Origin of the sequence: Stappia sp. TSB10P1A, assembly GCF_900185725.1 — a bacterium.
Lineage (GTDB): Bacteria > Pseudomonadota > Alphaproteobacteria > Rhizobiales > Stappiaceae > Stappia.
In genome coordinates this window covers 417,464-441,716 of sequence record NZ_FYAU01000026.1, presented here as the reverse complement: position 1 = coordinate 441,716, position 24,253 = coordinate 417,464, and the positions used below count along the sequence as shown (strand labels likewise).

Below are 24,253 nucleotides of genomic sequence, written 5' to 3'. Positions count from 1 at the left end.
ACTCGTGATCGCCGCACATAGGATCGCGCCGGGGCGCGATCCGCGATTTAACGCTTAATCCTGAAACGGATTCTGGACAAGGATTGTGTCATCCCGTTCCGGTGAGGTCGAGAGCAGCGCGACCGGCGTGCCGATCAGCTCCTCGACATGGCGGACATACTTGACCGCCTGCGCCGGCAGTTCGGCCCAGCTTCGGGCGCCTTCCGTCGATTCCTTCCAGCCCGGCAGGGTCTCGTAGATCGGCTTGACGCGGGCCTGCGCGCCCTGGGAGGCGGGCAGGTGGTCGATGCGCTGGCCGTCGAGTTCGTAGGCGACGCAGATCTTGATCTCGTCGAGCCCGTCCAGCACGTCCAGCTTGGTCAGGGCGATGCCGTTGATGCCGTTGATGCTGCAGCTCTGGCGCACCAGCACCGCGTCGAACCAGCCGCAGCGGCGCTTGCGCCCGGTCACGGTGCCGAACTCGTGGCCGCGGGTGCCGAGGAACTCGCCGATCTCGTCGGTCTGCTCGCTGGGGAACGGGCCTTCGCCGACGCGGGTCGTATAGGCCTTGGTGATGCCGAGCACATAGCCGATGGAGCCGGGGCCAAGGCCGCTGCCGGCCGCCGCCTGTCCGGAGACGGTGTTCGACGAGGTGACGAACGGATAGGTGCCGTGGTCGATGTCGAGCAGCGTTCCTTGCGCGCCCTCGAAGAGGATGCGCTTGCCGTCGCGGCGGCACGTGTCGAGCAGCGACCAGACGGTCTGCATATAGGGCAGCACCTGGCCGGAGACGCTTTCGAGTTCGGCGAAGATCGTCGCCGGATCGATTTCCGGCTCGCCGAGGCCGCGGCGCAGGGCGTTGTGATGCGCCAGCAGCCGGTCGATCTTGGCCGGCAGGCTCTTCAGATTGGCAAGGTCCATGATGCGGATGGCGCGGCGGCCGACCTTGTCCTCATAGGCCGGGCCGATGCCGCGCTTGGTGGTGCCGATCTTGGTGCCGGTGGCGGCGTTCTCGCGCAGCGCGTCGAGTTCGCGGTGCAGCGACAGGATCAGCGTCGCGTTGCCGGCGATCGCCAGCGTGTCCGGCGACACCTTGATGCCCTGCTCGGCAAGCCGGCCGATCTCCGCCACCAGCGCATGCGGGTCGATCACCACGCCGTTGCCGATCACCGACAGCTTGCCGCGCACCACGCCCGAGGGCAGCAGCGACAGCTTGTAGCTGACACCGTCGATCACCAGAGTGTGGCCGGCATTGTGGCCGCCCTGGAAGCGCACGACGACGTCGGCCTGTTCCGACAGCCAGTCGACGATCTTGCCCTTCCCTTCGTCACCCCATTGAGATCCGACGACGACGACATTGGCCATGCGATACGTTCCTTCGATCACTCGAAACCCGGCTGGCAGTGGTGCCAGCACACACGAAAAACCCCGGTTCAGCCGACCGGGGCAAGGTGAGGCGGACTATAACGGCGGCCGCGCGGGTTGACGAGCCCCAAGACCCGCTTTCCCGGCCGGCGCGGCGGAAAAGTCACTCCCGATCCGGCTTGTCCTGTCCCTTCTGACTGCTTGCCAGGCGAAAGATCGCCGGCGAAGTGCGCAGCAGCCAGACGAAGCGGCCGCGTCGGCTCGCCGGAGCCGCCTCGCGGACCAGAAGCCGCAGGCCGACAAAGGCGACGAAGGCGAGGTGCAGCCCGCCAGTATAGACGAAGAAGGCGGCGGGGCCGAACCGGTCCATCACCGCCGAGGCGATCAGCGGGCCGACCATGGCGCCCAGCGCGAAGAACATGGTCAGCCCGGCGGCGAGCTCGACATATTGTCCGGGGCCGGCATGGTCGTTGGCATGGGCGGCGGAGAGCGAATAGAGCGGCAGCGCGAAGCCGCCGAACAGGAAGGCGCCGAGGAAGATCGCCGCCTCAGCGGTGACGCCGGACAGGAACAGGCAGGAGAGGCCGGCGCCGAGCGTCGCCATGATCAGCACGTAGCGCCGGTCGATGCGGTCCGAGGCCCAGCCGAGCGGAAACTGGAAGATGGCGCCGGCGATCACCCACAGGCTGATCAGGAGCGCCAGCCCGTCGGCGTCGAGGCCGACCCCTTGCGCATAGACCGGGCCGACGGTGCGGAAGGCGCCGTTGGTCAGGCCGATGGTCAGGCAGCCGACGGCGGCGACCGGCGAGATCGCCCAGATCGACAGGTAGTTGATCCGCGTCGTGTCGGAGACCGGGGGATTGCCCTCGCGGGCGAGCGAGACCGGAATGAGCGCGGCGCAGAAGACAAGGCCGATCACCACCAGGATCTCGACGCCGCCGGCGCCGAAGGCCGGCAGCAGGAACTGCCCGCCGGTCACCGCGCCCAGGTCGACGATGCGGTAGATGCTGAGGATGCGGCCGCGCTCGGCATTCGAGGAAAGAGCGTTCAGCCAGCTTTCCAGCACCATCGCCGTGCCGCAGAAGGCGATGCCGCTGACGAAGCGCAGGCCCGCCCAGGTGAAGCCCGGCGCGGTGAGCAGCAACAGCAGCACGGAGATGGCGCTCAGCGCTGCAAGGGCCGAGAACACCCGGATATGGCCGACGCGCTGGATCAGGATCGGCGTGACCAGCACGCCGAGAATGAAGCCGGCATAATAGGCCGAGCCGAACAGGCCGATGGTCGTGTCGGAAAGGCCGTTCAGCCGGCCGCGCACCGCGATCACGGTCATCGCCACGCCATTGGCGCCAAGCAGCAGAGCCGCGGCGACGAGAAGCGGGATCAGGCGGAAGAGCAGCGGACGCGAGGCGAGGGAGGACGGATTGTCGGGCATGCTGGCCAGCACTCGGGGCGGCGGGAACGCCGATCCTGACCGCGGTGGCCGCCCGCCACAAGCCCCTGTTTCGACTTTTCAACCTGGATGGCCGCAACGCTCGCCTATCGGGTGGGTGCGACGGGCGGCCGGCGATAGGCATGTCGAGGCGCCGGGCAAGGCGTTGGCGGAGAGGGACAATGAGCTGGAAGAACTGGGTGCTGCTGGTCGTCTTGGCGCTGGTGTGGGGCGCGACCTTTCCGTTCGGCAAGATCGCCCTTGGCGAGATCCCGCCCTTCGTTCTCGCCTTCCTGCGGGTGCTGCTGGCGGCGCTGGTGCTGCACGCGGTGCTGCGGATCTACGGGCTTGCCTTTCCGCGCGATCGTTCGACCCTCGGCGCCTTCCTGCTGATGGGGCTTCTCAACAACGCGATCCCGTTCTCGCTGATCCTGTGGGGGCAGACGGGCATCTCGGCGAGCCTTGCCTCGATCCTCAACGCGACGACGCCGATCTTCACCGTGCTCGTCGCCTCGCTGGCGTTTCGCCAGGAGGTGTTGCGGGCGCATCGGGTCGCCGGCATCGTCGTCGGCTTCGCCGGGGTGGCGCTGCTGCTGTTGCCGGGGCTGGAGGCGGGCGCGCTGGCGGGCCTTGCCGGCGAGCCGGCCTGGGCGCAGTTCCTGTGTCTCGGCGCGGCGCTGTCCTATGCCTTTGCCGCCGCTTTCGCCCGCCGCTTTCGCGGTGTGCCGGTGATGGTGGCGGCGACCGGGCAACTCACCGGCTCCAGCCTGTTGCTGTTGCCGCTGGCGCTTTGGCAGGCGTCCGCCAGTCCCGGCGGCTGGTCGCCCGCCATGGCGGGGCCGGCGGCCTGGGCCTCGGTGGTGGCGCTGGGCACCGCCTGCACCGCCTTTGCCTATCTCATCTATTTCCGCCTGTTGAGCGAGGGCGGCGCCACCAATGCCTCGCTGGTCACGCTGCTGATCCCGGTATCGGCGACGCTGATCTCCGCCCTGCTGCTCGGCGAGGCCCTGTCGGGGCTGCAACTCGCCGGCATGGGCGTGCTGCTCGCCGGTCTGGTCCTGCTCGACGGGCGCGTGCTGGCAGTCTTCGGCAGTTCGCGCCGCCCGGCCGGGAGCGACCCTCGCTAGGCCGGGGCGCGGTGCGGCATTGCCTCGATGCGTTCGGCGAAGCGGTCGTAGATGTCGTGGAGCCGCTCTGGCGCGCGTTCCCGGCAGGCGGCAAGACGCGCAAGCGCCGTCTCGCGGTCGCCGTCGTCGATCGCCGCGACCAGTGCCGCATGGGCTTCGGCGAGTGCCTGGAACTCGGCACTGGTCGCATAGTCGGGATCGCCGACAAGGGCGAACAGGCGGATCGGCACGCTCTTGCCCTTCAGCGGGATAGCGCCGGCCTCCAGGAAGGCGAAGCCGGGGGCCGCGCGCGCGGTGTCCTCGGAGACGACGCAATCGGCGCCGACCGCCTTGCAGCTCGATTCGATTCGCGCCGCGACGTTCACTGCATCGCCGATCACCGAATAGTTGAAGCGCCGGTCGGAGCCCATGTTGCCGACGCAGGCCTCGCCCGTGTTGAGGCCGACGCCGATGCGCACGCTCTGCGTCGGCAGTCCGCGCTGGCGGAAGTGGAAGGCATCTGCCGCGTTCAGCCGGTCGACGATCCGCACCATCTCCAGCGCCGCCCCGCAGGCCTTGGCGGCATGGTCGCCGACATCCATCGGCGCGTTCCAGAAGGCCATGATGCTGTCGCCGATATATTTGTCGATGGTGCCGCTGCGTGCCTGGATCTCCTCGGAGAGCGGCGACAGCAGGGCATTGAGGAAGGCGACCAGATCCGTCGGCGTCAGTTGCTCGGAGATCGGCGTGAAGCCGCGCACGTCCATGAACATGATGGTCATGTCGCGCATCTCGCCGCCGAGCCGCAGGGCGTCCGGCGCCGTCTCCAGCCGCTTGACCATTTCCGGCGCCAGATACTGGCCGAAGGCGGCGCGCACGAAGCGCTTTTCCCGTTCGGTCAGGACGTAGAGCAGGGCGGTGGCGGCGGCGTAGACGGCGAACAGGTTGACCGCGGTCGGATAGACCGGATCGAGCAGCAGCCCTTGCGTGCGGAAGAGGTGGATGGCGCCGGCATAAAGGACAAGGGCGATGCCGCCGCCGATGGCCGCCGCCCAGATCGCGCCGAAGGCGAGGGTCAACGCGATGACGGCGATGCCGAGCAGCACGGTGACGATGATCTCGGCGCCGTCGGCCCAGTCGGGCCGGCTGAGAAAGGTGCCGGCAAGGATCTGTTCCGCCGCCTGCGCATGCACCGAGACACCGGGGACGAGGTCGCCGAGGGGTGTCGCGCGGATGTCGAAGAGACCCACCGACGAGGTGCCGACGAAGACGATCTGGCCCTCGATCCGCGAGGCAAGGCCGGCCCGTGTCGCCGGGTCCAGCACGTCGGCGGCGGAGACGTAGCGATCGGGCCGGTCCTCGTTGAAATAGACCCAGAGCTCGCCCTGCGCCGTGGTGGGGAAGGGAACCGCGCCGACCTTGATGTCGGTGACGGCCGCCGCGCCGGTGCCCAGTTCCCCGCTCGCATCGGCGGAGCGGATGATGTAGCTGCCGGCGCCCTGGGCAACCCGCAAGGCCTCCATCACCAGGCTCGGGAACAGCGCCTGCCCGTCGGTGAAGACCATCGGCACGCGCCGCACGATGCCGACCGTGTCGCGGCTGGACAGGCTGAGGCCGCCGCTTCCCGTCGCCGCCTCCTCCAGCACGGGCAGGCTGGCAAGCACCGAGGGGAAGGCGGGAAGGCTGGCGGCCGGGTCGCTGCCGGCATGGGCGAAACCGGCCTTGGCGGCCGGCCGGCCGCCATCGGCATTGGGCAGGATGGCGAAGCCGAGGACGACGGGCGCCTCGGCAATCGCCTCCGCGAACAGTTGGTCCGTGTCCGGGAGCCGGTCGGCGAGCCCCTCCAGTGCGGCATCGCTGCCGAGCTTCAGGTCCGGCACATAGCGGTGGGGCGACAGCCGGTCCGGTTCTGCGAAGATCACGTCATAGGCGATGGCGGCGGCCCCCAGCTCCGCCAGCGCGCGGGTCAGGTCTGCCAGCGTGTCGCGGCGCCAGGGCCATTGGCCGTGCACGGCCAGCGAGCGCTCGTCGATGTCGACGATACGGACGGGAAAGTCATCGTGAGGGCGTGGCCAGAAGCGCTGGTAGCTGTCGAGGCCTATCAGACGGATCTCCGAGACGAAGGGCGGATCGTAGGCGCGCAGCGCGGTAACGACGGCGAGCACCAGGCACCCGACCGCCGCCACGAACAGGCGCTTGCGTCGCGTGATGCGCATGGGGTCTTCCGCCTTTCCTGCCGCCGGCCGTCATGCCGGTCCGATGCTCTAACCTTCCCGGCACTGCCGGGAAGGTTAGAGCATCGGATCTGAAAGGGGAATCCGCTTTGCGGCAAACGCGCGTCCCGCGCCGGGGGCGCGGGACTGCGATTTGCACGAGGCGAGAGGCGCTCGTGCCCGTCAGGCCGGGCCGGCGATCTGTGCCTGCGGCTGTTCCAGCTCGCGCGCGCCCCGGCGGACCGCCTTTTGCACCTTCTCGAAGGCGCGGACCTCGATCTGGCGGACGCGTTCGCGGCTGACGCCGAACTCGCTCGACAGGTCCTCCAGCGTCACCGGATCCTCGGACAGCCGGCGGGCCTCGAAGATCCGCCGCTCGCGGTCGTTGAGGACCTCCATCGCGTCGCCGAGCAGCTTGCGCCGCTGGTCGAGCTCTTCCTGCTGGGCGAAGATCGCCTCCTGGCTGTCGCTCTCGTCGACGAGCCAGTCCTGCCACTCGCCGCTGTCGGCCTCCGCGCGGATCGGCGCGTTGAGCGAGGCGTCGCCGGCGAGCCGCCGGTTCATCGACACGACCTCCTCCTCGCTGACGCCGAGCTTGGTCGCGATCTCCGTGACATGCTCCGGGCGCAGGTCGCCCTCGTCGAGCGCCTGGATGCGGCCCTTCAGCCGGCGCAGGTTGAAGAACAGGCGCTTCTGGTTGGCGGTGGTGCCCATCTTCACGAGCGACCAGGAGCGCAGGATGTATTCCTGGATCGCCGCCTTGATCCACCACATCGCATAGGTGGCGAGGCGGAAGCCCTTGTCGGGCTCGAAGCGCTTGACCGCCTGCATCAGGCCGACATTGCCTTCCGAGACAACCTCGGAGATCGGCAGGCCGTAGCCGCGATAGCCCATGGCGATCTTGGCGACGAGGCGCAGATGCGAGGTCACGAGCCGCTCGGCCGCGGCCGGGTCGTCATGCTCCTTGTAGCGCTTGGCGAGCATATATTCTTCCTGCGGCTCCAGCATCGGGAACCGCCGGATCTCGTCCAGATATCGGCTGAGCCCGCCTTCGCCGGAGCTCAGCGCCGGAATGTTCTGGGCCATGAAAGCACCCCTTCTCCCACGATCCCTCCGGGGTCGCATCGGTCCTGGCCGAGTGTGCGACCGCCATCGCAGGGCATTCGGTTGCGGCGCCCGAATGGCACGCCGAAGCTCCCAATATAGGTGTCATTTGGACAATATCAGGACAAAACTTTGCTAATTATGATGGGGAAATTGTCCGGATTGCCGCAATCAGGGCAGCCATGTCGTCGGGAAGGGGGCTTTCGAAACGCAGGGTTTCCCCGCTCGCCGGATGGGCGAAGGCCAGCAGGCCGGCGTGCAAGGCCTGACGGGGAAAGGCGTCGACGACCGCGCGGACCTCGTCCGGCAGACGTGCCGACTTGGTGCGGAAATGGGCGCCGTAGTCGGCATCGCCGATCAGGGGATGACCGATATGGGCCATGTGCACGCGGATCTGGTGGGTGCGGCCGGTCTCCAGCCGGCAGGCCATCAGGGCGGCCAGCGGGGCGGCGTCCTTCGGGCCGAAGCGCTCGCGCACCTGCCAGTGGGTGACGGCATGGCGGCCACCCGACTTGGTCACCGCGATCTTCTGCCGGTTGGCGGAGGAGCGGGCGAGATCGGCGTCGACCGTGCCGCGAAGCTGCATCGGCGCGCCCCAGACGAGGGCGACATATTCGCGCTCCAGCGGGCCGGTGCGGCCATGGTCGGCGAACTGGGCCGCAAGGCCCTGATGGGCGAGGTCGGTCTTGGCGACGACCAGCAGGCCGCTGGTGTCCCTGTCGAGCCGGTGGACGATGCCGGGCCGCTTGACGCCGCCGATGCCCGACAGGCTGTCGCCGCAATGGTGCAGCAGGGCGTTGACCAGCGTGCCGCTCCAGTTGCCGGGGCCGGGATGGACGACGAGGCCGGCGGGCTTGTCGACGACGACGAGATGCTCGTCCTCGTAGACGATCGTCAGCGGGATCGCCTCCGGCGTCGGCTCGGCCTCTTCCGCCTCGGGAAGCTCCAGCGCAAGGTCCTCGCCCGAATTGACCCGGTATTTGGGCTCCAGTATGGTCCGCCCGTCGACGCGCGCCCGGCCCTGACGGATCAGCGACTGGATGCGGCTGCGGCTGAGTTCCGGCAGATGGCGGGCAAGGCACGCATCAAGGCGGCTGCCGGCATCCTCCTGGGAAACGGCAAGGGCTGCGATCGCGACGCCATCGGCATCGCCTTCCTCTTCAATGGACATAGACATGACACATCCGGCAATGGACGACGAAGACCGCAACGCGGAAGCCCCGCTGGATCCGGCGATGGAACGGGTTCAGAAGAAGCTGAAGCGGCTGCTCGCCGTCTCGAGCCTCGTCATGGTGCTCGGCTTCATGGCCGTTCTCGCGGCCATCATCTACAAGCTGTCCGAAAGCGGCAAGCGGGCGGACGGCAGCGATATAGCCGCAACCGTCGCGATCGGCAAGGACGGGCGGGTGGAAAGCATGATCCTGTCGGGCGATCGGCTGATCCTGCTGGTGCGCGACGGCACGACCAGCAAGCTGCTGCATCTGGAGGCGACGACCGGCCGGCTGATCGGCGAGACCACGTTCGTCGCGCAGTAACGACAGGCACGACGGCCGCCGGGGCCACCGGCGGTCGGCATGGCGGTTTTTCAACTGTCCACAGGCTTTGCGAAAAATGGGGCTTGCATTCGGCGCGCGGGCGTTCTATTGACGCGGCCTGTTCGTAACTGACCGGCCGACGCCCCCATCGTCTAGCGGTCTAGGACGCCGCCCTCTCACGGCGGAAACAGGGGTTCGAGTCCCCTTGGGGGTGCCAATTTTCGCAAGCGCTTGCGATACGAGCGACTTGCCGCCGGCTCCGCGACATTTCCGGAAAATCGAAGCGTCCAGGCTGCCTGCGGGCAAGGCTTTTCGCGTGCGCGGCATCCGGCCCCGTGCCGTTTCCGGTTGCCCCTTTCCCTCCGGTTCCTGCCGCAAATGCAAAACGCCGGCGCGAGGGCGCCGGCGTTTCGGGGTCGTGCAAATGTGGCTTGCGGCGGCTCAGCCGGCGACCTGGAAGCGCGAGCGGGCCACAAGGCCCTGCGTACCGGCGGCCTGGGCCGGCTGATAGAGGCCGCGCAGTTCCGGTACCGGGCGGAAGGCATCGGTCAGGCCGACCACCGTCTCGGCCGCACCCAGCACCAGATAGCCGTCGGCCGGCATCTGCTTGGCGATGCGCTGCAGCACGTCCACCTTGGTCGGCTGATCGAAGTAGATCAGCACGTTGCGGCAGTAGACGATGTCGAAGGAGCCGAGCGTGGAAAAGCTCTCCAGCAGGTTCAGCTTGCGCCACTGCACCATGGAGCGCAGTTCCGGATTGATCTGCCACAGGTCACCCTTCTGGGTGAAATACTTCAGCAGCATCTGGATCGGCAGGCCGCGCTGCACCTCGAACTGGCTGTAGATGCCGTTCCTGGCCTTTTCCAGCACTTCGTTCGACAGGTCCGTGCCGATGATCTCGACGCGGTAGCCGGCCAGTTTCGCTGCCGCTTCCTTCAGGCAGATCGCGAGCGAATAGGGCTCCTGGCCGGTGGAGGCGGCGGCGCACCAGATGCGGATCGCGCGGCGGTCGGCGCGCGCCTTCAGCATCGCCGGCAGCATCACCTCGCGGAAATGCTGGAACGGGGTGCTGTCGCGAAAGAAGAAGGACTCGTTGGTGGTCATCGCCTCGACCACGTCGGAGCAGAGCTGCATCGCACCGGGCTTCTGCATCGCCTGGATCAGCTCGGCAAGGCCGGCATGGCCGTGACGCCGGGCGACCGGCAGCAGGCGGCTTTCCACCAGGTACTGCTTCTCGTTGGTCAGAACCAGTCCAGACTTGGCCTTCAGGAACTGCTTGAGATATTCGAACTGTGACGCAATCACCTGGGGCCTCCACTCAACAATCCGGAGATCTTGGGGCCGATCCGGGAGATCGGCAGGATCTCGCAACACATGCCCGTCTGCGCGGCCGCGCCGGGCATGCCCCACACCACGCTGGTCGCCTCGTCCTGGGCGATGACGCTGCCGCCGCCGGCGGCGATGGTGCGCACGCCCGCGGCGCCGTCATGACCCATGCCGGTCAGCACCACCGCCAGGGTGGCGGAGCCGTAGACCTTGGCGACGCTGTCGAACAGGGGATCGACTGCCGGCTTGCAGAAGTTCACCGGCGGGCCGTCGTTCAGCCGGGCCAGCACCTGGCCACCGTCCTTGTCGACGGTCATGTGCAGGCCGCCCGGCGCGACATAGATGTGGCCGGGCTTCAGGATCTCGCCGTTCTCCGCTTCCTTCGCCGGCCGGAGCGAGGCCTTGGCGAGATGTTCGGCGAGGATCGCGGTGAAGGTCGGCGGCATGTGCTGCGTCACCACCACCGGCACTTCGCGGATGGCCGTGCCGATGTCGGCCAGCAGTTTCTGCAGCGCCTGAGGGCCGCCGGTCGAGGAGCCGATGGCCAGGATGCGCGGGCGGGCCGCCGAATAGGGCCGGGTGCGGATCGCCGGTGCGGCGGGCGCAGCGGCGGGACCGGCGGCAAGGCGGCTGTAGCCGGCAGGGGCGGCGCCGGCCGGGGCCTGCGACGCGGCGCGTCCGGCCGCGGTCTGGGCGCGCATCATGCGCCCGCCGCCGGCGGGCCCGAGATTGCGGCGGCGCTGGCCGAGAGCCTTGACCTTGTCGATCAGCTCGCGGCGGAAATCGATCGAGGTGGTGACCTCGCTGGTCGATTCCGGCTTTGGAACATAATCCTGGGCCCCGAGCGACAGGGCGCGCAGGCTGACCTCGGCGTTGCGGCGGGTCAGGGTGGAGGCCATGATGACGACGAGATCACGCTTCTTGCGCAGCATCAGCGGCAAGGCGGTCAGCCCGTCCATTTCCGGCATCTCGATGTCGAGGACCACCACGTCCGGATTGGAGCGTTCGATATCGTCGACGGCCAGCTTGCCGTTGCGATGCGAGCCGACGAGCTGCAGCGCCGGGTCGGCCTCGACCCAGCGGCTGAGCAGGCCGCGAATGACGACGGAATCGTCGACAACCATGACGCGGATACAATCCGCCTTGGCACCGTCCCGGTGAGGGGCCGGCGCTGAAGAACTGACGTTCATGTGGTTTGCCCTTGAAAAGGGTTACAGCAGCCCGGCCTCGTGGAATTTCGCTTCCACGATGTCCTTGTCGAACGGCTTCATGATGTACTCGTTCGCGCCTGCCCGCATGGCCCGGGTGATATGCGCGACGTCGTTCTCCGTCGTGCAGAACACGACGACGGGCTTTTCTCCGCCATATTCCTTGCGCAGGGCCAGCAGGAACTCCAGGCCGTCCATTTCCGGCATGTTCCAGTCGAGCAGGATGGCATCCGGCATGCGCTTGCGGCAGGCCTCCAGCGCCTTCAGTCCGTCCTCCGCCTCCGAGATCTCGAAGGACAGGTCCTCCAGGATGCGGCGTGCGACCTTGCGGATGACGCTGGAATCGTCGACGACGAGACAGTGTTTCATTTCTTGGTCTCCCGATTGCCGGGTTTCAGTTCACCTGTACGGCCGCTTCAGGCCGCGACCATCGGCTCGAACATCGCACCGAACAGGCGGCCGACATCGAGGATGATCATGAGCTTGCCGTCGAGGCGGTGGACGCCGCCGGAAATCTCGGCCCAGCGCTTGTCGAGATTCGACGGATTGGGTTCCATGGAGTCGTTCGACAGGCGCAGCACCTCGCCGACCTGATCGATGACGAGCCCGTAGCTTTCGCCCTTGTGCTCGATGCCGACCGCCATGACCTGGGCGTTCTCGCCGCGGTCGGGCAGGTGCAGCCGCTTGCGCATGTCGATGGCGGTGACGATGCGGCCGCGCAGGTTCAGCACGCCGGCGACCTCGGGAGCGGCCAGCGGCACGCGGGTCACGCTCTCGGGAACGAAGACGTCATGCACCTGGCTGATCGGCAGCCCGAAGAGCTGGCCGCCGATGATGACGGTGACGTATTGGATGGTATCGTCGATACCGGCTGCGAGATTGTCGTTGTGCCTCATGCCGCAATTCCCATTTCACCGGCGAACAGGTCCTTCAGCGAGGCGATCAGCCCCGGACGGTCGAACTTTGCCACATAGTCGTCGAAACCGGCCTGGCGGCCGCGCTCGATGGAGGCCGGAGAGACCACCGCCGACAGCGCCAGGATCGGGATCTTGCGGAAGCGCGGATCGCGCCTGAGCGCCTCGCAGAACTCGAAGCCGTTGATCTCGGGCATCTCGATGTCGCTGACGATCGCCTGGAACGCGTCGCCGTTCTCCAGCAGCTCGAAGGCCTGGTGCGGACCGGTGACGGCGGTGACGTCGTAGCCGGCCGCCTTGAGGACGGGCGTCAGCATGTTGCGGAAGAAGGCGCTGTCGTCGACCAGGAGAACCTTCTTGGTCAGCGCGGAGATATCCATCTCCTTGCGCATGAACCAGTCCTCGAAGGCCTGCGGCAGGTAGTAGCCGAGGTCGATGATCTCGGTCGCCTTGTCCTTGATGACCGCCGAGCCGAGGATGCCGGGCCGGTCGGAGCCGACCTCGATGTTCAGGCGGTCCTCGACGATGTCGACGATCTCGTCGACGACGAGGCCCATGGACCGGCCGGCATCCGAGAAGACCAGCATCGGCTGGGTTCCGTCGGCGCGGCGGGTCTGCGAGGCCTCGATATAGACCAGCGGCATCAGGGCGCCGCGATACTGGACCAGGTCGCGGCCGTTGGAGTGCTCGATCTTGGAGACTTCGAACTCCTCCAGGCGCGTGACCAGCGACAGCGGCACCGCCTTGGGCTCGGGCGAGCCGGCGCGGAACAGCAGCATCGACACGGTCGACTGGCCGTCGAGGGCGGAGGTCATCGCCTCCTCGGCCTCCTTGCGCTCGCCTTCGGCGACGACGCTGGACGCGTGGCTGGCCATGGCGGAGGCGACGCCGTTCGGATCGATGATCATGATCACCGCACCGTCACCCAGGATGGTGTTGCCGGAGAACATGGTCAGGTTGCGCAGCATGGAGGACATCGGCTTGACGACGATTTCCTCGGTATGGAAGACCCCGTCGACGACGACGCCGAAGGTCTGGCTACCGACCTGCATCACGACGATGAAGCCGGTATCGGACTCGATCTCCTGGCCGCCATTGTTCGGGCCGACGCCCAGCAACTGGGACATGTGCACCAGCGGCAGCAGCTTGTTGCGCAGACGCAGGACCGGGGTGTCCTTGATGCGCTCGATCCGGTGTTCGGAGTTCGACTGCACGCGGACCAGCTCGACCACCGACAATTGCGGGATGGCGAAGCGGTCGCCGCCGGCCTCGACGATCAGCGCCGAGACGATGGCGAGCGTCAGCGGGATCTTGATGATGAAGCTCGATCCGCGGCCCGGAACCGAGCGCAGGTCGATCGTTCCGCCGATCAGCTCCACATTGTTGCGGACAACGTCCATGCCGACGCCGCGGCCCGAGACGCTGGTGACGTTCTGCGCCGTGGAGAAGCCGGCGTGGAAGATGAACTTGTGGATCTGCTGATCCGTCATCTTGTCGAGCTCGGCCTCGCTGGCCAGCCCGCGCTCCAGCACCTTGGCCTTGACGCGGTCGACATCGATGCCGCGCCCGTCGTCCTTGACCTCGATGATGATATGGCCGCCCTCATGATAGGCGGACAGGGTGATCGTGCCCTTTTCCGGCTTGCCGGCGGCGCGACGGTCGACCGGCATCTCCAGCCCGTGATCGGCGGAGTTGCGGATCATGTGGGTGAGCGGATCCTTGATCAGCTCGAGAACCTGGCGGTCGAGTTCGGTCTCGGCGCCGATCATCTCCAGTTCGATCGGCTTGTCGAGTTCCTGGCTCAGGTCGCGGACGATGCGCGGCAGCTTCTGCCAGGCATTGCCGATCGGCTGCATGCGCGTCTTCATGACGCCTTCCTGCAGCTCGGCGGTCACGTTCGACAGGCGCTGCAGCGGCACCTTGAACTCGGAATCCTCGTGCCGGCGGACGATCTCGAGAAGCTGGTTGCGGGTGAGGACCAGCTCGGAGACCATCGTCATCAGGTGTTCGAGCGTCTCGACCGCGACGCGGATCGACTGGCTCGACACGGAGGCTTTCTTCTCGCCCTTCTCGGCGCTCTCGCGCGGGGCGGCCTCTTCCTCGCGGACGCGGGGACGGATGGCACGGGGCGGCGGCGGGGCGGCGGCTTCCGCCTCCATCTCCGCATCGGCCTCGATTTCGGACACGGGAGCGGAAACCGGGAGCTCGACCTCCACCTCGGCTTCGCGGAAGGCGCGCTCCAGCTCGTCGAGGGAGACTTCGCCGGGACGGAGCGGACGCTCCAGCACCTGTTCGACGAGGCCGCCGCTGGCAACGCCTTCTTCCTCGGCGACGGGTTCGTCCTGGGCGGCGGCGCCCCCGGCCACGGCCGCGAGCGACATGCGCTCGAGCTCGGAGATCAGGTCGTCGTCGCTGCCCTCGGGCTCGGTTCCGCCGGCCGCCTCGAGATCGGCAAGGATCTCCTTGATACGGTCGATGGAGGAGAGGATGAGCGAGACCGCCTCGGGCGTCACCTTGGCGCCGTCACGGAACTTGCCCATCAATGTCTCGCCGGCATGGGCCAGCGCCTCGAGGCGCGGCAGGCCGAGGAAACCGCAGGTTCCCTTGATCGTGTGGACCAGACGGAAAATATTGTCGAGAATCTTCGCGTTGTTCGGTTCCTGCTCGAACTTCACAAGCTCGACGTCGACGACATCCAGGCTCTCGTTCGTTTCTGTAAGGAACTCGCTAAGCAAGTCGTCCATGGCCACACTCACCCGACTGGTTACTGGTACACGATCCGGATCCTGCATCCGGACCACCCATCCCTGACGGAGACAATGCGGCTCAAACAGTTAAGATAGACTGAAACGACGTAGGGTACTTTTGAAGCAGTTTAACCCGCAGAGGTGGCAGTAATCTTGACTCCATCGTCTTCCTTAACGACTTCTAAAGCCATACCGGAGTCACGGGCGAGCAAGACGGCGTAGACCGGCTGAACGGTGTGGGCGTCGATTCTTTCCGGTTCCTTGCCGGAGGTCATGTCGAGAACAAGGGCCGGAACCTTGGTTGTCGATCCCGTTACTTTCAACCGGAAGGTGGGAGCCTGCGCATCGCCGTCCATGGTGACGGTGATCAGGCCGCCGCGCGGGACGCACTGGTTGGCCAGCAGCACCAGGTTGAGCAGCAGCTTGACCCGGTTCTTGGCCATCAAGAGGCGGGGCACCTGCCAGTCGAGATCGGCCTTCTCGTTGGCGAGGAAGCCGGCGGCAACCGAATGAGCGTCGCCAAGGTCGATCTCCGCGCCGGCCGAGCCGGCGGCGCCGAAGGCAAGGCGCGCGAACTGCAGCTTGGCCGAGGCCTGACGCGCGCTCTTGCGGATCAGGTCCATCGCGAATTCCTTCATGTCCTCGCTGTTGTCCTCGTCGAGGACTTCGAGGCCGTTGGTGATCGCGCCGACCGGAGAGATGATGTCGTGGCAGACGCGGCTCGCCACCAGGGCGGCAAGGTCGAGGGCGCTGAGTTCGTCGATGGCGGTCATGAAGTGTCCTTGGCGATATCCCTGGGAGGCCCCTGGGAGGCCCCTGGCGATACATGCGCCTCGACGAGTGGCAGCGTCCCTGACCGGCCGTCCTGGTTGTCCCGGACGATGCCAAGGCCGTGCCTGCCGTCGCGGCACGATTCGATCCTCGCGAAAGGGTTACACCGCCCGTTCCGCGCTGCCAAGCGGTCCGGTCTCCGGCCGGTCTCCCGCCGGTCAGTGGCTGCAGCCTTCGGCGCGGGCATGGCCCCTGGCGGCGGCCAGCAGGTTGTCCGGATCGGCCAGGAACAGGAAGCGGTTGATTTCGGAATGGAAGAGCAGGAGGTGGCCGTTGTAGAGGGCGAAGATCATCGGGTTGCCGATGGTGACGAAGCCTTCGGCGAGCGCCAGCGGGTCGCAGCCCCGCAGAAACGGCGCGTAGACATGCGGGTCCTTCAGGAAGGCGGCGCGATTGCCTTCGTTGACGAACATCCAGACGGTGTCGTCCCAGCGCAGCTCCTGCCGCCGGCTGCCCTGGCGCGGCGCGCGGTCGATGAAATAGGCGACCGGATCGTGGCCGCCGAGCGCATAGCCTGACATCGGATCGGTGGCGTAGTCGATGGCCGGAGCCGGGGCGGCGATCAGAAGGACGCCCAGCAGGCCGGCGACAAGGGCCGGCAGGCTCCGTCCGCCGCGTCGGGCCGGCGACCATAATCTTTTCCGATTTGGACTACACTCTGGCATCGAATCAGTCCGCGTTCCCCGGGGCGACGACTGTGCCCACAAGCCGGGTTCGAGGGCAACCGCGGAGGAGCCCGGCCGGGGGCCGCCGGCCCTTGCCGAATGCAGCAGTGTCACTGGAAACGTGTCACTGGAAACGCGTCACTGGACGCGTGTCGCCGGAACGAGGTGTCTGTCGGCGGTCCGCGCAGGTTCGACAGGGCGTTTGGGCGGCGGCAAAGGTTGGCCGCGGAAAACGCGCGGATGCCGGAAGCGAACTGCTGGCACGCGCGAGCATCGAGGATGGAGCATCATGACGTCACTTTCCCCTTTCCGTGCCGGCACGATCGCCGCCACCCTGGTGTTCGGCCTTCTCGCGCTCGTCGCGGCCGGCCTGCCGCAGGCGCGGGCGCAGCAGCCCGAGCAGTACAGCCAGGGCGAGTTGCTCGATACCGGCCATCGCTTCTTCGGCCAGTTGTCGGGCGGCCTTGCCTCGGTGGTGGAGCGCGCGGTGGCACAATACGGCCAGCCGAACGGCTATATCCTCGGGGAGGAAGGTTCGGGCGCGCTGATCGCCGGGGCGCGCTATGGCGAGGGGCAGCTCTACACGCGCAATGCCGGCACCCACAAGGTGTTCTGGCAGGGGCCGTCGCTTGGCTGGGACATCGGCGGCGACGGGGCCCGGGTGATGATGCTGGTCTACAATCTGCCCGACACGTCGGCGATCTATCGCCGCTATGTCGGCGTCAACGGCTCGGCTTATCTGATCGGCGGCTTCGGCATGACGGTGCTGTCCAACCACGACATCTATGTGGTGCCGGTGCGTGCCGGCGTCGGCGCGCGGCTCGGGGTCAATATCGGCTACCTGAAGTTCACCGACCAGCCGACCTGGAACCCTTTTTGAGCGGAGCCGTGCCGAGGCGCTTGGCGGGCGACCCTGCGTCTTGTATCAGGAAGGCATGGTAAAATGTGCAGGTGACGGGGCGTCGATGTCCCGCGGCCTGCAAGGCCGAGGCACGCGAGGCGCCAGGGTTTCGGTGCCTGGGTCCGGGTGCGGGGCCTCCATGGCCGGAAGCGTCCGGCGCCCGTGCTCCAACGGTGGTGAGCGGTCTTGATTGAAGCGGCAATGTATGTGGCCCTCGGGTTCTGCCTCGCCGGCCTGCTGTCGGTGGCGCTGATCCCGACCGTGTGGCGCCGGGCGGTGCGGTTGACGCGCGCCGCTGTCGAGGCGACGACGCCGATGACCCATGCGGATGTGCGCGGCGAGATCGCCGGCCTGCGCGCCCGGCACGCGGTCGAATACCGCAAGCTGGAAGCGGGGCTGGAGCGGCTGCGGCAGCAGGCGACGGAGAACCGTATCGCCCGCGACCGGGCCGAGGCGATGGCCGGGGACGTGCGCGCCGAGTTCGGGGCGAAGGACCAGGCGCTGGCCGAGGCGATGGCGCGGGAGGAGGATCTGCGCCGCGAGATCCATGACGGCGGCGAGGCGCTGGCGCGGGCAAAGGCGCGCATCCGCGAGCTGGAACGCAGCCTCAAGCGGCTGATGGCGGCGGAGGCAAGCGCCGACAGGGGCGGCGGATCCGGCGAGGCCGTTCACGTCCAGCCTCCTGTTTCGATCCACCCCCCGACCGTGGCGGAGGTCGAGGTGCCGATGGTGGCAGCACGCGGCGACGATCCGCTCGGCAAGGTTTCCGAACTGACCAGGGTGACGGCGCTGGAGGGCGAGATCGCCTCGCTGAAGCGCCGGCTCAAGCGCGCCGAGGAGCGCGCCGCCGCGGCCGGCGGGATCGACGAGGCGTCCGGCACGCAGGGCGCGGGCCGGGGCGCCGGCCTCAGCCGGCAGGAACTGCGCGCCCGCGACGACCGGCTGTTCGAGACGGAGTCGCGGCTCATCGCCGCCCAGGCGGAAATCACCCGCCTGTCGGTGCTGGCGGAAGGGACTTCGGGCGAAGAGACGCTGGCCGGGGAAGCGGCGCGGCTGCGCACCGAGAACGAACGGCTGCGGGCGGAACTGCGCGGCAATGACGATTTCGTCGCCCTGCGCGCGGAGCTTGCCGGCCTTGCCGCCTCCGTTGCCGCCTCGCTCGGGACCGACGAGGATCTGGCGCCGGTGCTTGCGGCAACGGAGGCGCCTGATGCTGTCGCCCCGTCGGTGGCTCAGTCGCTGGCCGCACGCATCCGCGCGGTGCGCGAGCGCAAGGCGCCGGCAGCGGACGGGGCAGTCCAGCCGCCGCCGCAGGCGCCCAAGCGGGAGACGCGCAGCAAGGCCAAGGCCGGCGGCTGACACCCGCTCCCGCCCGCAGGCGGGGGCGGCGCCCAATCTCAGCCGGCGGCGGCCGACTTCTTCTCCAGCCGGGCCCGGATGCTGGCGACATCGGCTTTCGGGGTGGCGGCAAAGAGCGTGCGCGTATAGGCGTGCTGCGGATTGCCGAAGACCTCGTCGCGCGTGCCGTATTCCACCGCCTCGCCGAAATACATCACCATCACCTTGTCGGCGATGTAGCGCACGACCGACAGGTCGTGGCTGATGAACACATAGGTGAGGCCGAATTCGTCCTGCAGATCGGCCAGCAGATTGAGGATCTGCGCCTGCACGGAGAGATCCAGCGCGGAGACCGGCTCGTCCAGCACGAGCAGGCGCGGGCGCAGCATGATCGCGCGGGCAATGGCGACGCGCTGGCGCTGGCCGCCGGAGAACATGTGCGGATAGCGCCCGTAATGCTCCGGCTTGAGCCCGACCTTTTCCAGCATGGCGAGCGCCGCGTCGCGCCGCTCGGCCGCGCTCATCGAGGTGTTGAGCAGCAGCGGCTCCTCCAGCACGGCGCCGATCTTCTGGCGCGGATTGAGCGAGCCATAGGGGTTCTGGAAGACGATCTGCACCGCCTGGCGCATCTCGCGGGTGATGCCGTGGCGGGTGATGTCGATCGGCGTGCCGTCGATCTCGATGGAGCCGGAGGTCGGGGCGTCGATCATCGTCAGCATGCGGGCGAGGGTCGACTTGCCGCAGCCGCTTTCGCCGACCACGGCCAGCGTCGTGCCCCGCTCCACGTCGAAGCTGACGCCCTTGACCGCATGCAGCAGGCGCGGCGCGGAGAACAGGCCGCCGCCGATCTGGTAGTCGCGCTTGAGGTCGCGGACCTTGAGGATGACGTCGCTCATGGGCGTGCCTCCCGGCCGCTATCCGTGCCGGCCTGGGTTTCCCTGGCGAAGTCCCTGGCGAAATCCGCGACGGTCGGCAGCCGGTCGCCGGTGGCGTTTTCCGGCAGGGCCGAGAGCAGCGCCCGCGTATAGGGATGGCTGGGGTTCTCGAACAGGGTGAGCACGTCGGCGGTCTCCATCTGCCGGCCCTGGTACTGGACGACGACCCGGTCGGCGGTCTCGGCGACGACGCCCATGTCGTGGGTGATCATGATCAGCCCCATGCCGTGGTCGCGCTGCAGGCGGGTCAAGAGGTCGAGGATCTGCTTCTGGATGGTGACGTCGAGCGCCGTGGTCGGCTCGTCGGCGATCAGCAGCTTGGGATTGCAGGCGGTGGCGATGGCGATCATCACCCGCTGGCACTGGCCGCCCGACATCTGGTGCGGGAAGGCGCCGATCCGGCGCTCCGGCTCGGGAATGCCGACGGCGGTGAGCAGTTCGATCACCCGGTCGCGGCGCTGCCGGCGGTTGAGGGTCGTGTGGGTCTTCAGCGCCTCGTCGAGCTGGAAGCCGACGGTGAAGCAGGGATTGAGGCTGGCGATCGGCTCCTGGAAGATCATCGCGATGTCCTTGCCGATGACCTTGCGCCGCTGCGCCGCCGACAGGGACCTGAGGTCGGTGCCCTCGAAGGACATGCGCTCGGCGGTGACCGTCGCGGTGTCGGGCAGCAGCCCCATCACCGCCAGCATGGCGACCGACTTGCCGGAGCCGCTCTCGCCGACGATGGCGAGCACCTCCCCGGCCTCGACCGTGTAGTCGACGCCGGCAAGCGCGCGGAACGGGCCGCTGGCGGTGTCGAACTCGACGCTGAGATTGCGGATTTCGAGCAGGCTCATCGGGTCAGCTCCGCTTCAGCTTCGGATCGAGGGCATCGCGCAGGCCGTCGCCGACCAGGTTGATGGCGAGCACGGTGATCAGGATCGCAAGGCCGGGAAAGGTGACCACCCACCAGGCGCGCAGGATGAATTCGCGCGCTTCCGCCAGCATCGTGCCCCATTCGGGGGTCGGCGGCTGGGCGCCCATGCCGAGGAAGCCGAGGGCGGCCGCGTCGAGAATGGCGTTGGAGAAGGACAGGGTCGCCTGCACGATCAGGGGTGCCAGGCAGTTCGGCAGGATCGTCTTGAACATCAGCCGCAGGGGGCCGGCCCCGGCCAGCCTTGCGGCCACCACATAGTCGCGGTTGCGCTCGGCCAGCACGGCGGCGCGGGTCAGGCGGACGAAATGCGGCTGCAGCACGATGGCGATGGCGATCATCGCATTGCCAAGGCCGGGCCCGAGCACGGCGACCAGCACCAGTGCCAGCAGCAGCGAGGGGAAGGCGAGGATCACGTCCATCACCCGCATGATCACGGTGTCGACCCAGCCGCGGAAATAGCCGGCGACGAGGCCGAGCACGATGCCGCCGGTGAGCGCGATCGTGACCACCACCAGGCCGATGAACAGCGAGAAGCGGGCGCCGAAGATCAGGCGGGAGAGGATGTCGCGGCCGACGGCGTCGGTGCCGAGCAGGAAGGCGGCCTTGCCCCCTTGCGCCCAGGCCGGCGGGGTCAGGAAGCTGTCGCGATACTGCATGTCCGGATGGTGCGGGGCGACCAGCGGGGCCGCGAGCGCGACCAGCACCAGGGCGCCGAAGACGACGAGGCCTGCGACGGCGCCGCGGTTGCGCGAGAAGTAGAACCAGAACTCCGCCAGCATCTTGCGGGTGGCGTTGCGGCTTTCCGCCTCGACGGCGGCGGTGGAAACGGGTGTGTCGGTCATGGTCGGCCCCGGCTCAGGTGTGACGGATGCGCGGATTGACAAGCCCGTAGAGCATGTCGACCGTCAGGTTCACGATCATCACGATCAGCGCGATCATCAGCAGGCCGCCCTGGACTACGGGATAGTCGCGGCGGGAGATGCTGTCGATCATCCACTTGCCGATGCCCGGCCAGGAGAAGATCGTCTCGGTGAGGATGGCGCCGGCGAGCAGCACGCCCACCTGCAGGCCGATGGTGGTGATCACCGGGATCATGGCGTTTCTGAGCGCGTGCAGGCCGATGACGCGCAGCGGCGCCAGGCCCTTGGCTCTTGCGGTACGGACATAGTCCTCGCCCAGCACTTCCAGCATCGCCGAGCGGGTCTGGCGGGCGATCACGGCGAGCGGGATCGTCGCCAGTACCAGGGAGGGCAGGATCAGGTGGCTGACCGCCGACTGGAAGGCGCCCTTCTGTCCGGACAGCAGGCTGTCGATCAGCATGAAGCCGGTGACCTGCGGGAAGAAGTACATCAGCGAGATGCGGCCCGAGACCGGCGTCCATTGCAGGATGCCGGAGAACAGGATGATCAGCAGCAGGCCCCACCAGAAGATCGGCATGGAATAGCCGACCAGCGCGGTGCCCATGATCGCCTGGTCGGTGACCGAGCCGCGGCGCACGGCGGCGAGGATGCCGGCGGGGATGCCGAGCGCCACCGCGATGATGATCGCGCAGATCGCCAGTTCGACGGTCGCCGGGAACAGCGCCATGAATTCGTCGAAGACCGGCTTCTTGGTGACGATGGAGTTGCCGAGATCGCCGGTGAGAACGCCGGCGAGATAGTCGAGATATTGCTGCCAGACGGGCTTGGAAAAGCCGAACTGCTCCATCAACTGGGCGTAGCGTTCGGGGCTGAGGCCGCGCTCGCCGGCGAGCAGCAGCACCGGATCGCCGGGCAGCAGGCGGATGAAGCCGAAGGCGATGATCGTCACGCCGATGAAGGTCGGGACGAGCAGCGCCAGGCGTGCGAACAGGAAACGGATCATCGGGCGTGTCCAAAACGACCGCACCGGCCCCGGAAGAGATCCGGGCCGGTGCGGGATGGCGTTGGCCGGGCATCTCCGCCCCGGACCTTGCAGCCGGAGCGGAGAGACCGCGGCGCGCGCGGTTTACTCGGCGATGTCGACGCCGTCAAACCAGTGGCCGCCGAGCGGGTCCATGACATAGCCGGACACCTTGGCCGACATCGGCATGAACACGACCGAATGGGCGATGGTGGCCCACGGCGCCTGCTCCTTGAACACGACCTGCGCCTGTTCGTAGAGCTTGGTGCGCTCTTCCTTGTCCGCGGTGACCTTGGCCTTCTGGATCAGATCGTCGAAGGTCCTGTCGCACCACTGGGCGCGGTTGGCGCTGCCGACGCTGTCGCAGCCGAGCAGCACGGCGAGGAAGTTGTCCGGATCGCCGTTGTCGCCGGTCCAGCCGAGCAGGATGGCACCGTCGCGGTCGAGCTCGGTCGAGCGCTTCAGGTACTCGCCCCACTCAAAGGAGACGATCTCGACCTCGACGCCGACCTCGGCGAAGTCGGCCTGGATCAGTTCGGCCATGCGGCGGGCGTTCGGGTTGTAGGGGCGCTGCACCGGCATCGCCCAGACCTTCATCTTGAGACCCGAGACGCCGGCTTCCTCGAGCATCTTCTTGGCGGCTTCCGGATCATAGGGATCGTCGACGATGGCCTCGTTATAGGACCACATGGTCGGCGGGATCGGGTTCTTGGCCGCCTGGCCGGCGCCCTGGAACACCGCGTCGAGGATCGCCTGCTTGTTGATCGCCATGTTGAGGGCCTTGCGGACCTTGGCATTGTCGAAGGGGGCGATCCGGGTGTTGTAGCCGAGATAGCCGACGTTGAGGCCTTCCTGCTCCATCAGGGTCAGGTTGGCGTCGGCCTTGATGTCGGCGAGGTCGGCCGGTGCCGGATAGGGCATCACGTGGCACTCGCCGGCCTTCAGCTTCTGCAGGCGCACCGAGGCGTCCGGCGTGATCGCGAAGATCAGGTTGTCGATCGGCTGCTTGCCGCCCCAGTAGTCGGCGAAGGCCTGGTAGCGGATGACCGCGTCCTTCTGGTAGCCGACGAAGGAGAACGGACCGGTGCCGATCGGCTCCTGGTTCATCATCTCCATCTTGCCGTCGGCGGCGAGCTTGTCGGCATATTCGGCCGACAGGATCGAGGCGAAGTCCATGGCGAGATTGGCGATCATCGGCGCTTCCGGCCGGCTGAGCACGAATTTCACCGTATGGTCGTCGACCTTGACGATCTCCTTGATGAGATCGGGCATCGACATGCTGTCGAAATATTCCCAGGAGGCGCCGGCGGTATAGGCGTTCCACGGGTGGTTCTTGTCGCCCTGACGCTGGAAGGAGAAGATCACGTCGTCGGCGTTGAAGTCGCGGGTCGGCGTGAAATACGGCGTCGTGTGGAACTTCACGCCCTGGCGCAGGGTGAAGGTGTATTCCAGACCGTCGTCGGAGACCGACCAGCTCTCGGCCAGGCCCGGCAGGACCTCGGTGGTGCCGCGCTTGAACTCGACCAGCCGGTTGTAGATCGGCTTGGCGGAGGCGTCGAAGGTGGTTCCGGCGGTGAAGAGGGCGGCATCGAAGCCCTCCGGCGACCCTTCCGAGCAATAGACGAGATTCTTGGCGGAGGCGGCGCCGGTCGCGAACAGGGCGAGGCTGACGCCCAGAAGGGCGGCCTTCATGCTGCGGCGGATGATCATGGATACTCTCCCAGTTGAAGATTCGGCGCGCCCCGATTTATCTTCCCTTGGGGAAGTCTGTTTTCCTGCGGGACGGCCTTGTGGGCACATTAATAGCGCCTGCACAGGCTTACAACAGAATGATGGTTTCTATTTTCATCGCAAATGGGA

Annotated in this window: 21 protein-coding genes and 1 tRNA gene; 5 read left to right on the top strand and 17 right to left on the bottom strand. The window is 67.4% G+C overall.

Annotated features, from left to right (window positions below):
* Nucleotides 1–54 precede the first annotated feature (54 nt).
* Entirely contained in the window at nucleotides 55–1,344 is a 1,290-nt protein-coding gene (locus TSB10P1A_RS13430) for an adenylosuccinate synthase (protein WP_186388421.1), read from the bottom strand.
* 163 nt (nucleotides 1,345–1,507) lie between these two features.
* The gene (locus TSB10P1A_RS13425; protein ID WP_186388420.1) at nucleotides 1,508–2,776 is read right to left on the bottom strand and encodes an MFS transporter; all 1,269 of its coding nucleotides are present in this window, start codon (nucleotides 2,774–2,776) and stop codon (nucleotides 1,508–1,510) included.
* A gap of 179 nt (nucleotides 2,777–2,955) precedes the next feature.
* Between TSB10P1A_RS13425 and TSB10P1A_RS13420 the strand changes: the two genes are divergently transcribed.
* Nucleotides 2,956–3,900 carry a DMT family transporter gene (locus tag TSB10P1A_RS13420; RefSeq protein WP_186388419.1) on the top strand — a complete coding sequence of 315 codons (945 nt, stop codon included), beginning with the start codon at nucleotides 2,956–2,958 and terminating at the stop codon, nucleotides 3,898–3,900.
* Here the strand turns inward: TSB10P1A_RS13420 and TSB10P1A_RS13415 are convergent.
* The 3 genes from TSB10P1A_RS13415 to TSB10P1A_RS13405 all read right to left on the bottom strand — a co-directional run bounded on the left by TSB10P1A_RS13415 (nucleotide 3,897) and on the right by TSB10P1A_RS13405 (nucleotide 8,373).
* Nucleotides 3,897–6,095 carry a CHASE2 domain-containing protein gene (locus tag TSB10P1A_RS13415; RefSeq protein ID WP_186388418.1) on the bottom strand — a complete coding sequence of 733 codons (2,199 nt, stop codon included), beginning with the start codon at nucleotides 6,093–6,095 and terminating at the stop codon, nucleotides 3,897–3,899. The two genes, TSB10P1A_RS13420 and TSB10P1A_RS13415, sit on opposite strands and share 4 nt — an antisense overlap.
* Nucleotides 6,096–6,275: 180 nt before the next feature.
* Nucleotides 6,276–7,178, bottom strand: coding sequence for an RNA polymerase sigma factor RpoH (rpoH, locus tag TSB10P1A_RS13410; RefSeq protein WP_186388417.1), 903 nt, complete (start codon nucleotides 7,176–7,178; stop codon nucleotides 6,276–6,278).
* Nucleotides 7,179–7,335: 157 nt separating this feature from the next.
* Entirely contained in the window at nucleotides 7,336–8,373 is a 1,038-nt protein-coding gene (locus tag TSB10P1A_RS13405; protein WP_186388416.1) for an RluA family pseudouridine synthase, read from the bottom strand.
* Here TSB10P1A_RS13405 and TSB10P1A_RS13400 point away from each other — a divergent pair.
* Nucleotides 8,372–8,731, top strand: a complete 360-nt coding sequence (locus tag TSB10P1A_RS13400) for a hypothetical protein (protein ID WP_186388415.1) — start codon at nucleotides 8,372–8,374, stop codon at nucleotides 8,729–8,731. The two genes, TSB10P1A_RS13405 and TSB10P1A_RS13400, sit on opposite strands and share 2 nt — an antisense overlap.
* 141 nt (nucleotides 8,732–8,872) lie before the next feature.
* A tRNA-Glu gene (locus tag TSB10P1A_RS13395) sits at nucleotides 8,873–8,948 on the top strand.
* A 224-nt stretch (nucleotides 8,949–9,172) separates the two neighbouring features.
* Here the strand turns inward: TSB10P1A_RS13395 and TSB10P1A_RS13390 are convergent.
* From TSB10P1A_RS13390 to TSB10P1A_RS13360, 7 genes are all read right to left on the bottom strand, one after another.
* Nucleotides 9,173–10,036: a protein-glutamate O-methyltransferase CheR gene (locus tag TSB10P1A_RS13390; protein ID WP_186388414.1), complete on the bottom strand. Its 864-nt coding sequence runs from the start codon at nucleotides 10,034–10,036 to the stop codon at nucleotides 9,173–9,175.
* The gene (locus tag TSB10P1A_RS13385) at nucleotides 10,033–11,181 is read right to left on the bottom strand and encodes a chemotaxis response regulator protein-glutamate methylesterase (protein ID WP_371515095.1); all 1,149 of its coding nucleotides are present in this window, start codon (nucleotides 11,179–11,181) and stop codon (nucleotides 10,033–10,035) included. The genes TSB10P1A_RS13390 and TSB10P1A_RS13385 overlap by 4 nt, the downstream gene beginning before the upstream one ends.
* An 87-nt stretch (nucleotides 11,182–11,268) precedes the next feature.
* Entirely contained in the window at nucleotides 11,269–11,634 is a 366-nt protein-coding gene (locus tag TSB10P1A_RS13380) for a PleD family two-component system response regulator (RefSeq protein WP_186388412.1), read from the bottom strand.
* 47 nt (nucleotides 11,635–11,681) lie between these two features.
* Nucleotides 11,682–12,161, bottom strand: a complete 480-nt coding sequence (locus tag TSB10P1A_RS13375) for a chemotaxis protein CheW (protein WP_186388411.1) — start codon at nucleotides 12,159–12,161, stop codon at nucleotides 11,682–11,684.
* Nucleotides 12,158–14,923, bottom strand: coding sequence for a chemotaxis protein CheW (locus TSB10P1A_RS13370; protein WP_186388410.1), 2,766 nt, complete (start codon nucleotides 14,921–14,923; stop codon nucleotides 12,158–12,160). The genes TSB10P1A_RS13375 and TSB10P1A_RS13370 overlap by 4 nt, the downstream gene beginning before the upstream one ends.
* A gap of 131 nt (nucleotides 14,924–15,054) precedes the next feature.
* Nucleotides 15,055–15,699, bottom strand: a complete 645-nt coding sequence (gene chpT / locus TSB10P1A_RS13365) for a histidine phosphotransferase ChpT (protein WP_186388409.1) — start codon at nucleotides 15,697–15,699, stop codon at nucleotides 15,055–15,057.
* Between the two features lie 216 nt (nucleotides 15,700–15,915).
* A complete protein-coding gene (locus TSB10P1A_RS13360) occupies nucleotides 15,916–16,422 on the bottom strand; it encodes a hypothetical protein (protein WP_208984930.1) in 507 nt (168 codons plus the stop codon).
* 289 nt (nucleotides 16,423–16,711) lie between these two features.
* Here TSB10P1A_RS13360 and TSB10P1A_RS13355 point away from each other — a divergent pair, with 289 nt between their 5' ends.
* Nucleotides 16,712–17,302: a DUF1134 domain-containing protein gene (locus tag TSB10P1A_RS13355; protein WP_186388408.1), complete on the top strand. Its 591-nt coding sequence runs from the start codon at nucleotides 16,712–16,714 to the stop codon at nucleotides 17,300–17,302.
* Nucleotides 17,303–17,524: 222 nt separating this feature from the next.
* Nucleotides 17,525–18,682: a hypothetical protein gene (locus tag TSB10P1A_RS13350; RefSeq protein WP_186388407.1), complete on the top strand. Its 1,158-nt coding sequence runs from the start codon at nucleotides 17,525–17,527 to the stop codon at nucleotides 18,680–18,682.
* 38 nt (nucleotides 18,683–18,720) lie between these two features.
* Here TSB10P1A_RS13350 and TSB10P1A_RS13345 read toward each other — a convergent pair whose 3' ends face one another.
* From TSB10P1A_RS13345 to TSB10P1A_RS13325, 5 genes are all read right to left on the bottom strand, one after another.
* Nucleotides 18,721–19,557, bottom strand: a complete 837-nt coding sequence (locus tag TSB10P1A_RS13345; protein ID WP_186388406.1) for a dipeptide ABC transporter ATP-binding protein — start codon at nucleotides 19,555–19,557, stop codon at nucleotides 18,721–18,723.
* Nucleotides 19,554–20,432, bottom strand: coding sequence for an ABC transporter ATP-binding protein (locus TSB10P1A_RS13340; RefSeq protein WP_186388405.1), 879 nt, complete (start codon nucleotides 20,430–20,432; stop codon nucleotides 19,554–19,556). The genes TSB10P1A_RS13345 and TSB10P1A_RS13340 overlap by 4 nt, the downstream gene beginning before the upstream one ends.
* Nucleotides 20,433–20,436: 4 nt before the next feature.
* Nucleotides 20,437–21,354: an ABC transporter permease subunit gene (locus TSB10P1A_RS13335; protein ID WP_186388404.1), complete on the bottom strand. Its 918-nt coding sequence runs from the start codon at nucleotides 21,352–21,354 to the stop codon at nucleotides 20,437–20,439.
* A gap of 13 nt (nucleotides 21,355–21,367) precedes the next feature.
* The gene (locus TSB10P1A_RS13330) at nucleotides 21,368–22,375 is read right to left on the bottom strand and encodes an ABC transporter permease subunit (protein ID WP_186388403.1); all 1,008 of its coding nucleotides are present in this window, start codon (nucleotides 22,373–22,375) and stop codon (nucleotides 21,368–21,370) included.
* A 123-nt stretch (nucleotides 22,376–22,498) separates the two neighbouring features.
* Nucleotides 22,499–24,103 carry an ABC transporter substrate-binding protein gene (locus TSB10P1A_RS13325; protein WP_305849900.1) on the bottom strand — a complete coding sequence of 535 codons (1,605 nt, stop codon included), beginning with the start codon at nucleotides 24,101–24,103 and terminating at the stop codon, nucleotides 22,499–22,501.
* Nucleotides 24,104–24,253: the final 150 nt, after the last annotated feature.

Excerpts from the sequence above, each read along its gene's own strand:
- TSB10P1A_RS13430 (WP_186388421.1), bottom strand. The coding sequence starts at position 1,344 with ATGGCCAATGTCGTCGTCGTCGGATCTCAATGGGGTGACGAAGGGAAG.
- TSB10P1A_RS13425 (WP_186388420.1), bottom strand. The coding sequence starts at position 2,776 with ATGCCCGACAATCCGTCCTCCCTCGCCTCGCGTCCGCTGCTCTTCCGC.
- TSB10P1A_RS13420 (WP_186388419.1), top strand. The coding sequence starts at position 2,956 with ATGAGCTGGAAGAACTGGGTGCTGCTGGTCGTCTTGGCGCTGGTGTGG.
- TSB10P1A_RS13415 (WP_186388418.1), bottom strand. The coding sequence starts at position 6,095 with ATGCGCATCACGCGACGCAAGCGCCTGTTCGTGGCGGCGGTCGGGTGC.
- rpoH (WP_186388417.1), bottom strand. The coding sequence starts at position 7,178 with ATGGCCCAGAACATTCCGGCGCTGAGCTCCGGCGAAGGCGGGCTCAGC.
- TSB10P1A_RS13400 (WP_186388415.1), top strand. The coding sequence starts at position 8,372 with ATGACACATCCGGCAATGGACGACGAAGACCGCAACGCGGAAGCCCCG.
- TSB10P1A_RS13405 (WP_186388416.1), bottom strand. The coding sequence starts at position 8,373 with ATGTCTATGTCCATTGAAGAGGAAGGCGATGCCGATGGCGTCGCGATC.
- TSB10P1A_RS13385 (WP_371515095.1), bottom strand. The coding sequence starts at position 11,181 with ATGGTTGTCGACGATTCCGTCGTCATTCGCGGCCTGCTCAGCCGCTGG.
- TSB10P1A_RS13380 (WP_186388412.1), bottom strand. The coding sequence starts at position 11,634 with ATGAAACACTGTCTCGTCGTCGACGATTCCAGCGTCATCCGCAAGGTC.
- TSB10P1A_RS13375 (WP_186388411.1), bottom strand. The coding sequence starts at position 12,161 with ATGAGGCACAACGACAATCTCGCAGCCGGTATCGACGATACCATCCAA.
- TSB10P1A_RS13370 (WP_186388410.1), bottom strand. The coding sequence starts at position 14,923 with ATGGACGACTTGCTTAGCGAGTTCCTTACAGAAACGAACGAGAGCCTG.
- chpT (WP_186388409.1), bottom strand. The coding sequence starts at position 15,699 with ATGACCGCCATCGACGAACTCAGCGCCCTCGACCTTGCCGCCCTGGTG.
- TSB10P1A_RS13360 (WP_208984930.1), bottom strand. The coding sequence starts at position 16,422 with ATGCCAGAGTGTAGTCCAAATCGGAAAAGATTATGGTCGCCGGCCCGA.
- TSB10P1A_RS13355 (WP_186388408.1), top strand. The coding sequence starts at position 16,712 with ATGACGTCACTTTCCCCTTTCCGTGCCGGCACGATCGCCGCCACCCTG.
- TSB10P1A_RS13350 (WP_186388407.1), top strand. The coding sequence starts at position 17,525 with ATGTATGTGGCCCTCGGGTTCTGCCTCGCCGGCCTGCTGTCGGTGGCG.
- TSB10P1A_RS13345 (WP_186388406.1), bottom strand. The coding sequence starts at position 19,557 with ATGAGCGACGTCATCCTCAAGGTCCGCGACCTCAAGCGCGACTACCAG.
- TSB10P1A_RS13340 (WP_186388405.1), bottom strand. The coding sequence starts at position 20,432 with ATGAGCCTGCTCGAAATCCGCAATCTCAGCGTCGAGTTCGACACCGCC.
- TSB10P1A_RS13335 (WP_186388404.1), bottom strand. The coding sequence starts at position 21,354 with ATGACCGACACACCCGTTTCCACCGCCGCCGTCGAGGCGGAAAGCCGC.
- TSB10P1A_RS13330 (WP_186388403.1), bottom strand. The coding sequence starts at position 22,375 with ATGATCCGTTTCCTGTTCGCACGCCTGGCGCTGCTCGTCCCGACCTTC.
- TSB10P1A_RS13325 (WP_305849900.1), bottom strand. The coding sequence starts at position 24,103 with ATGATCATCCGCCGCAGCATGAAGGCCGCCCTTCTGGGCGTCAGCCTC.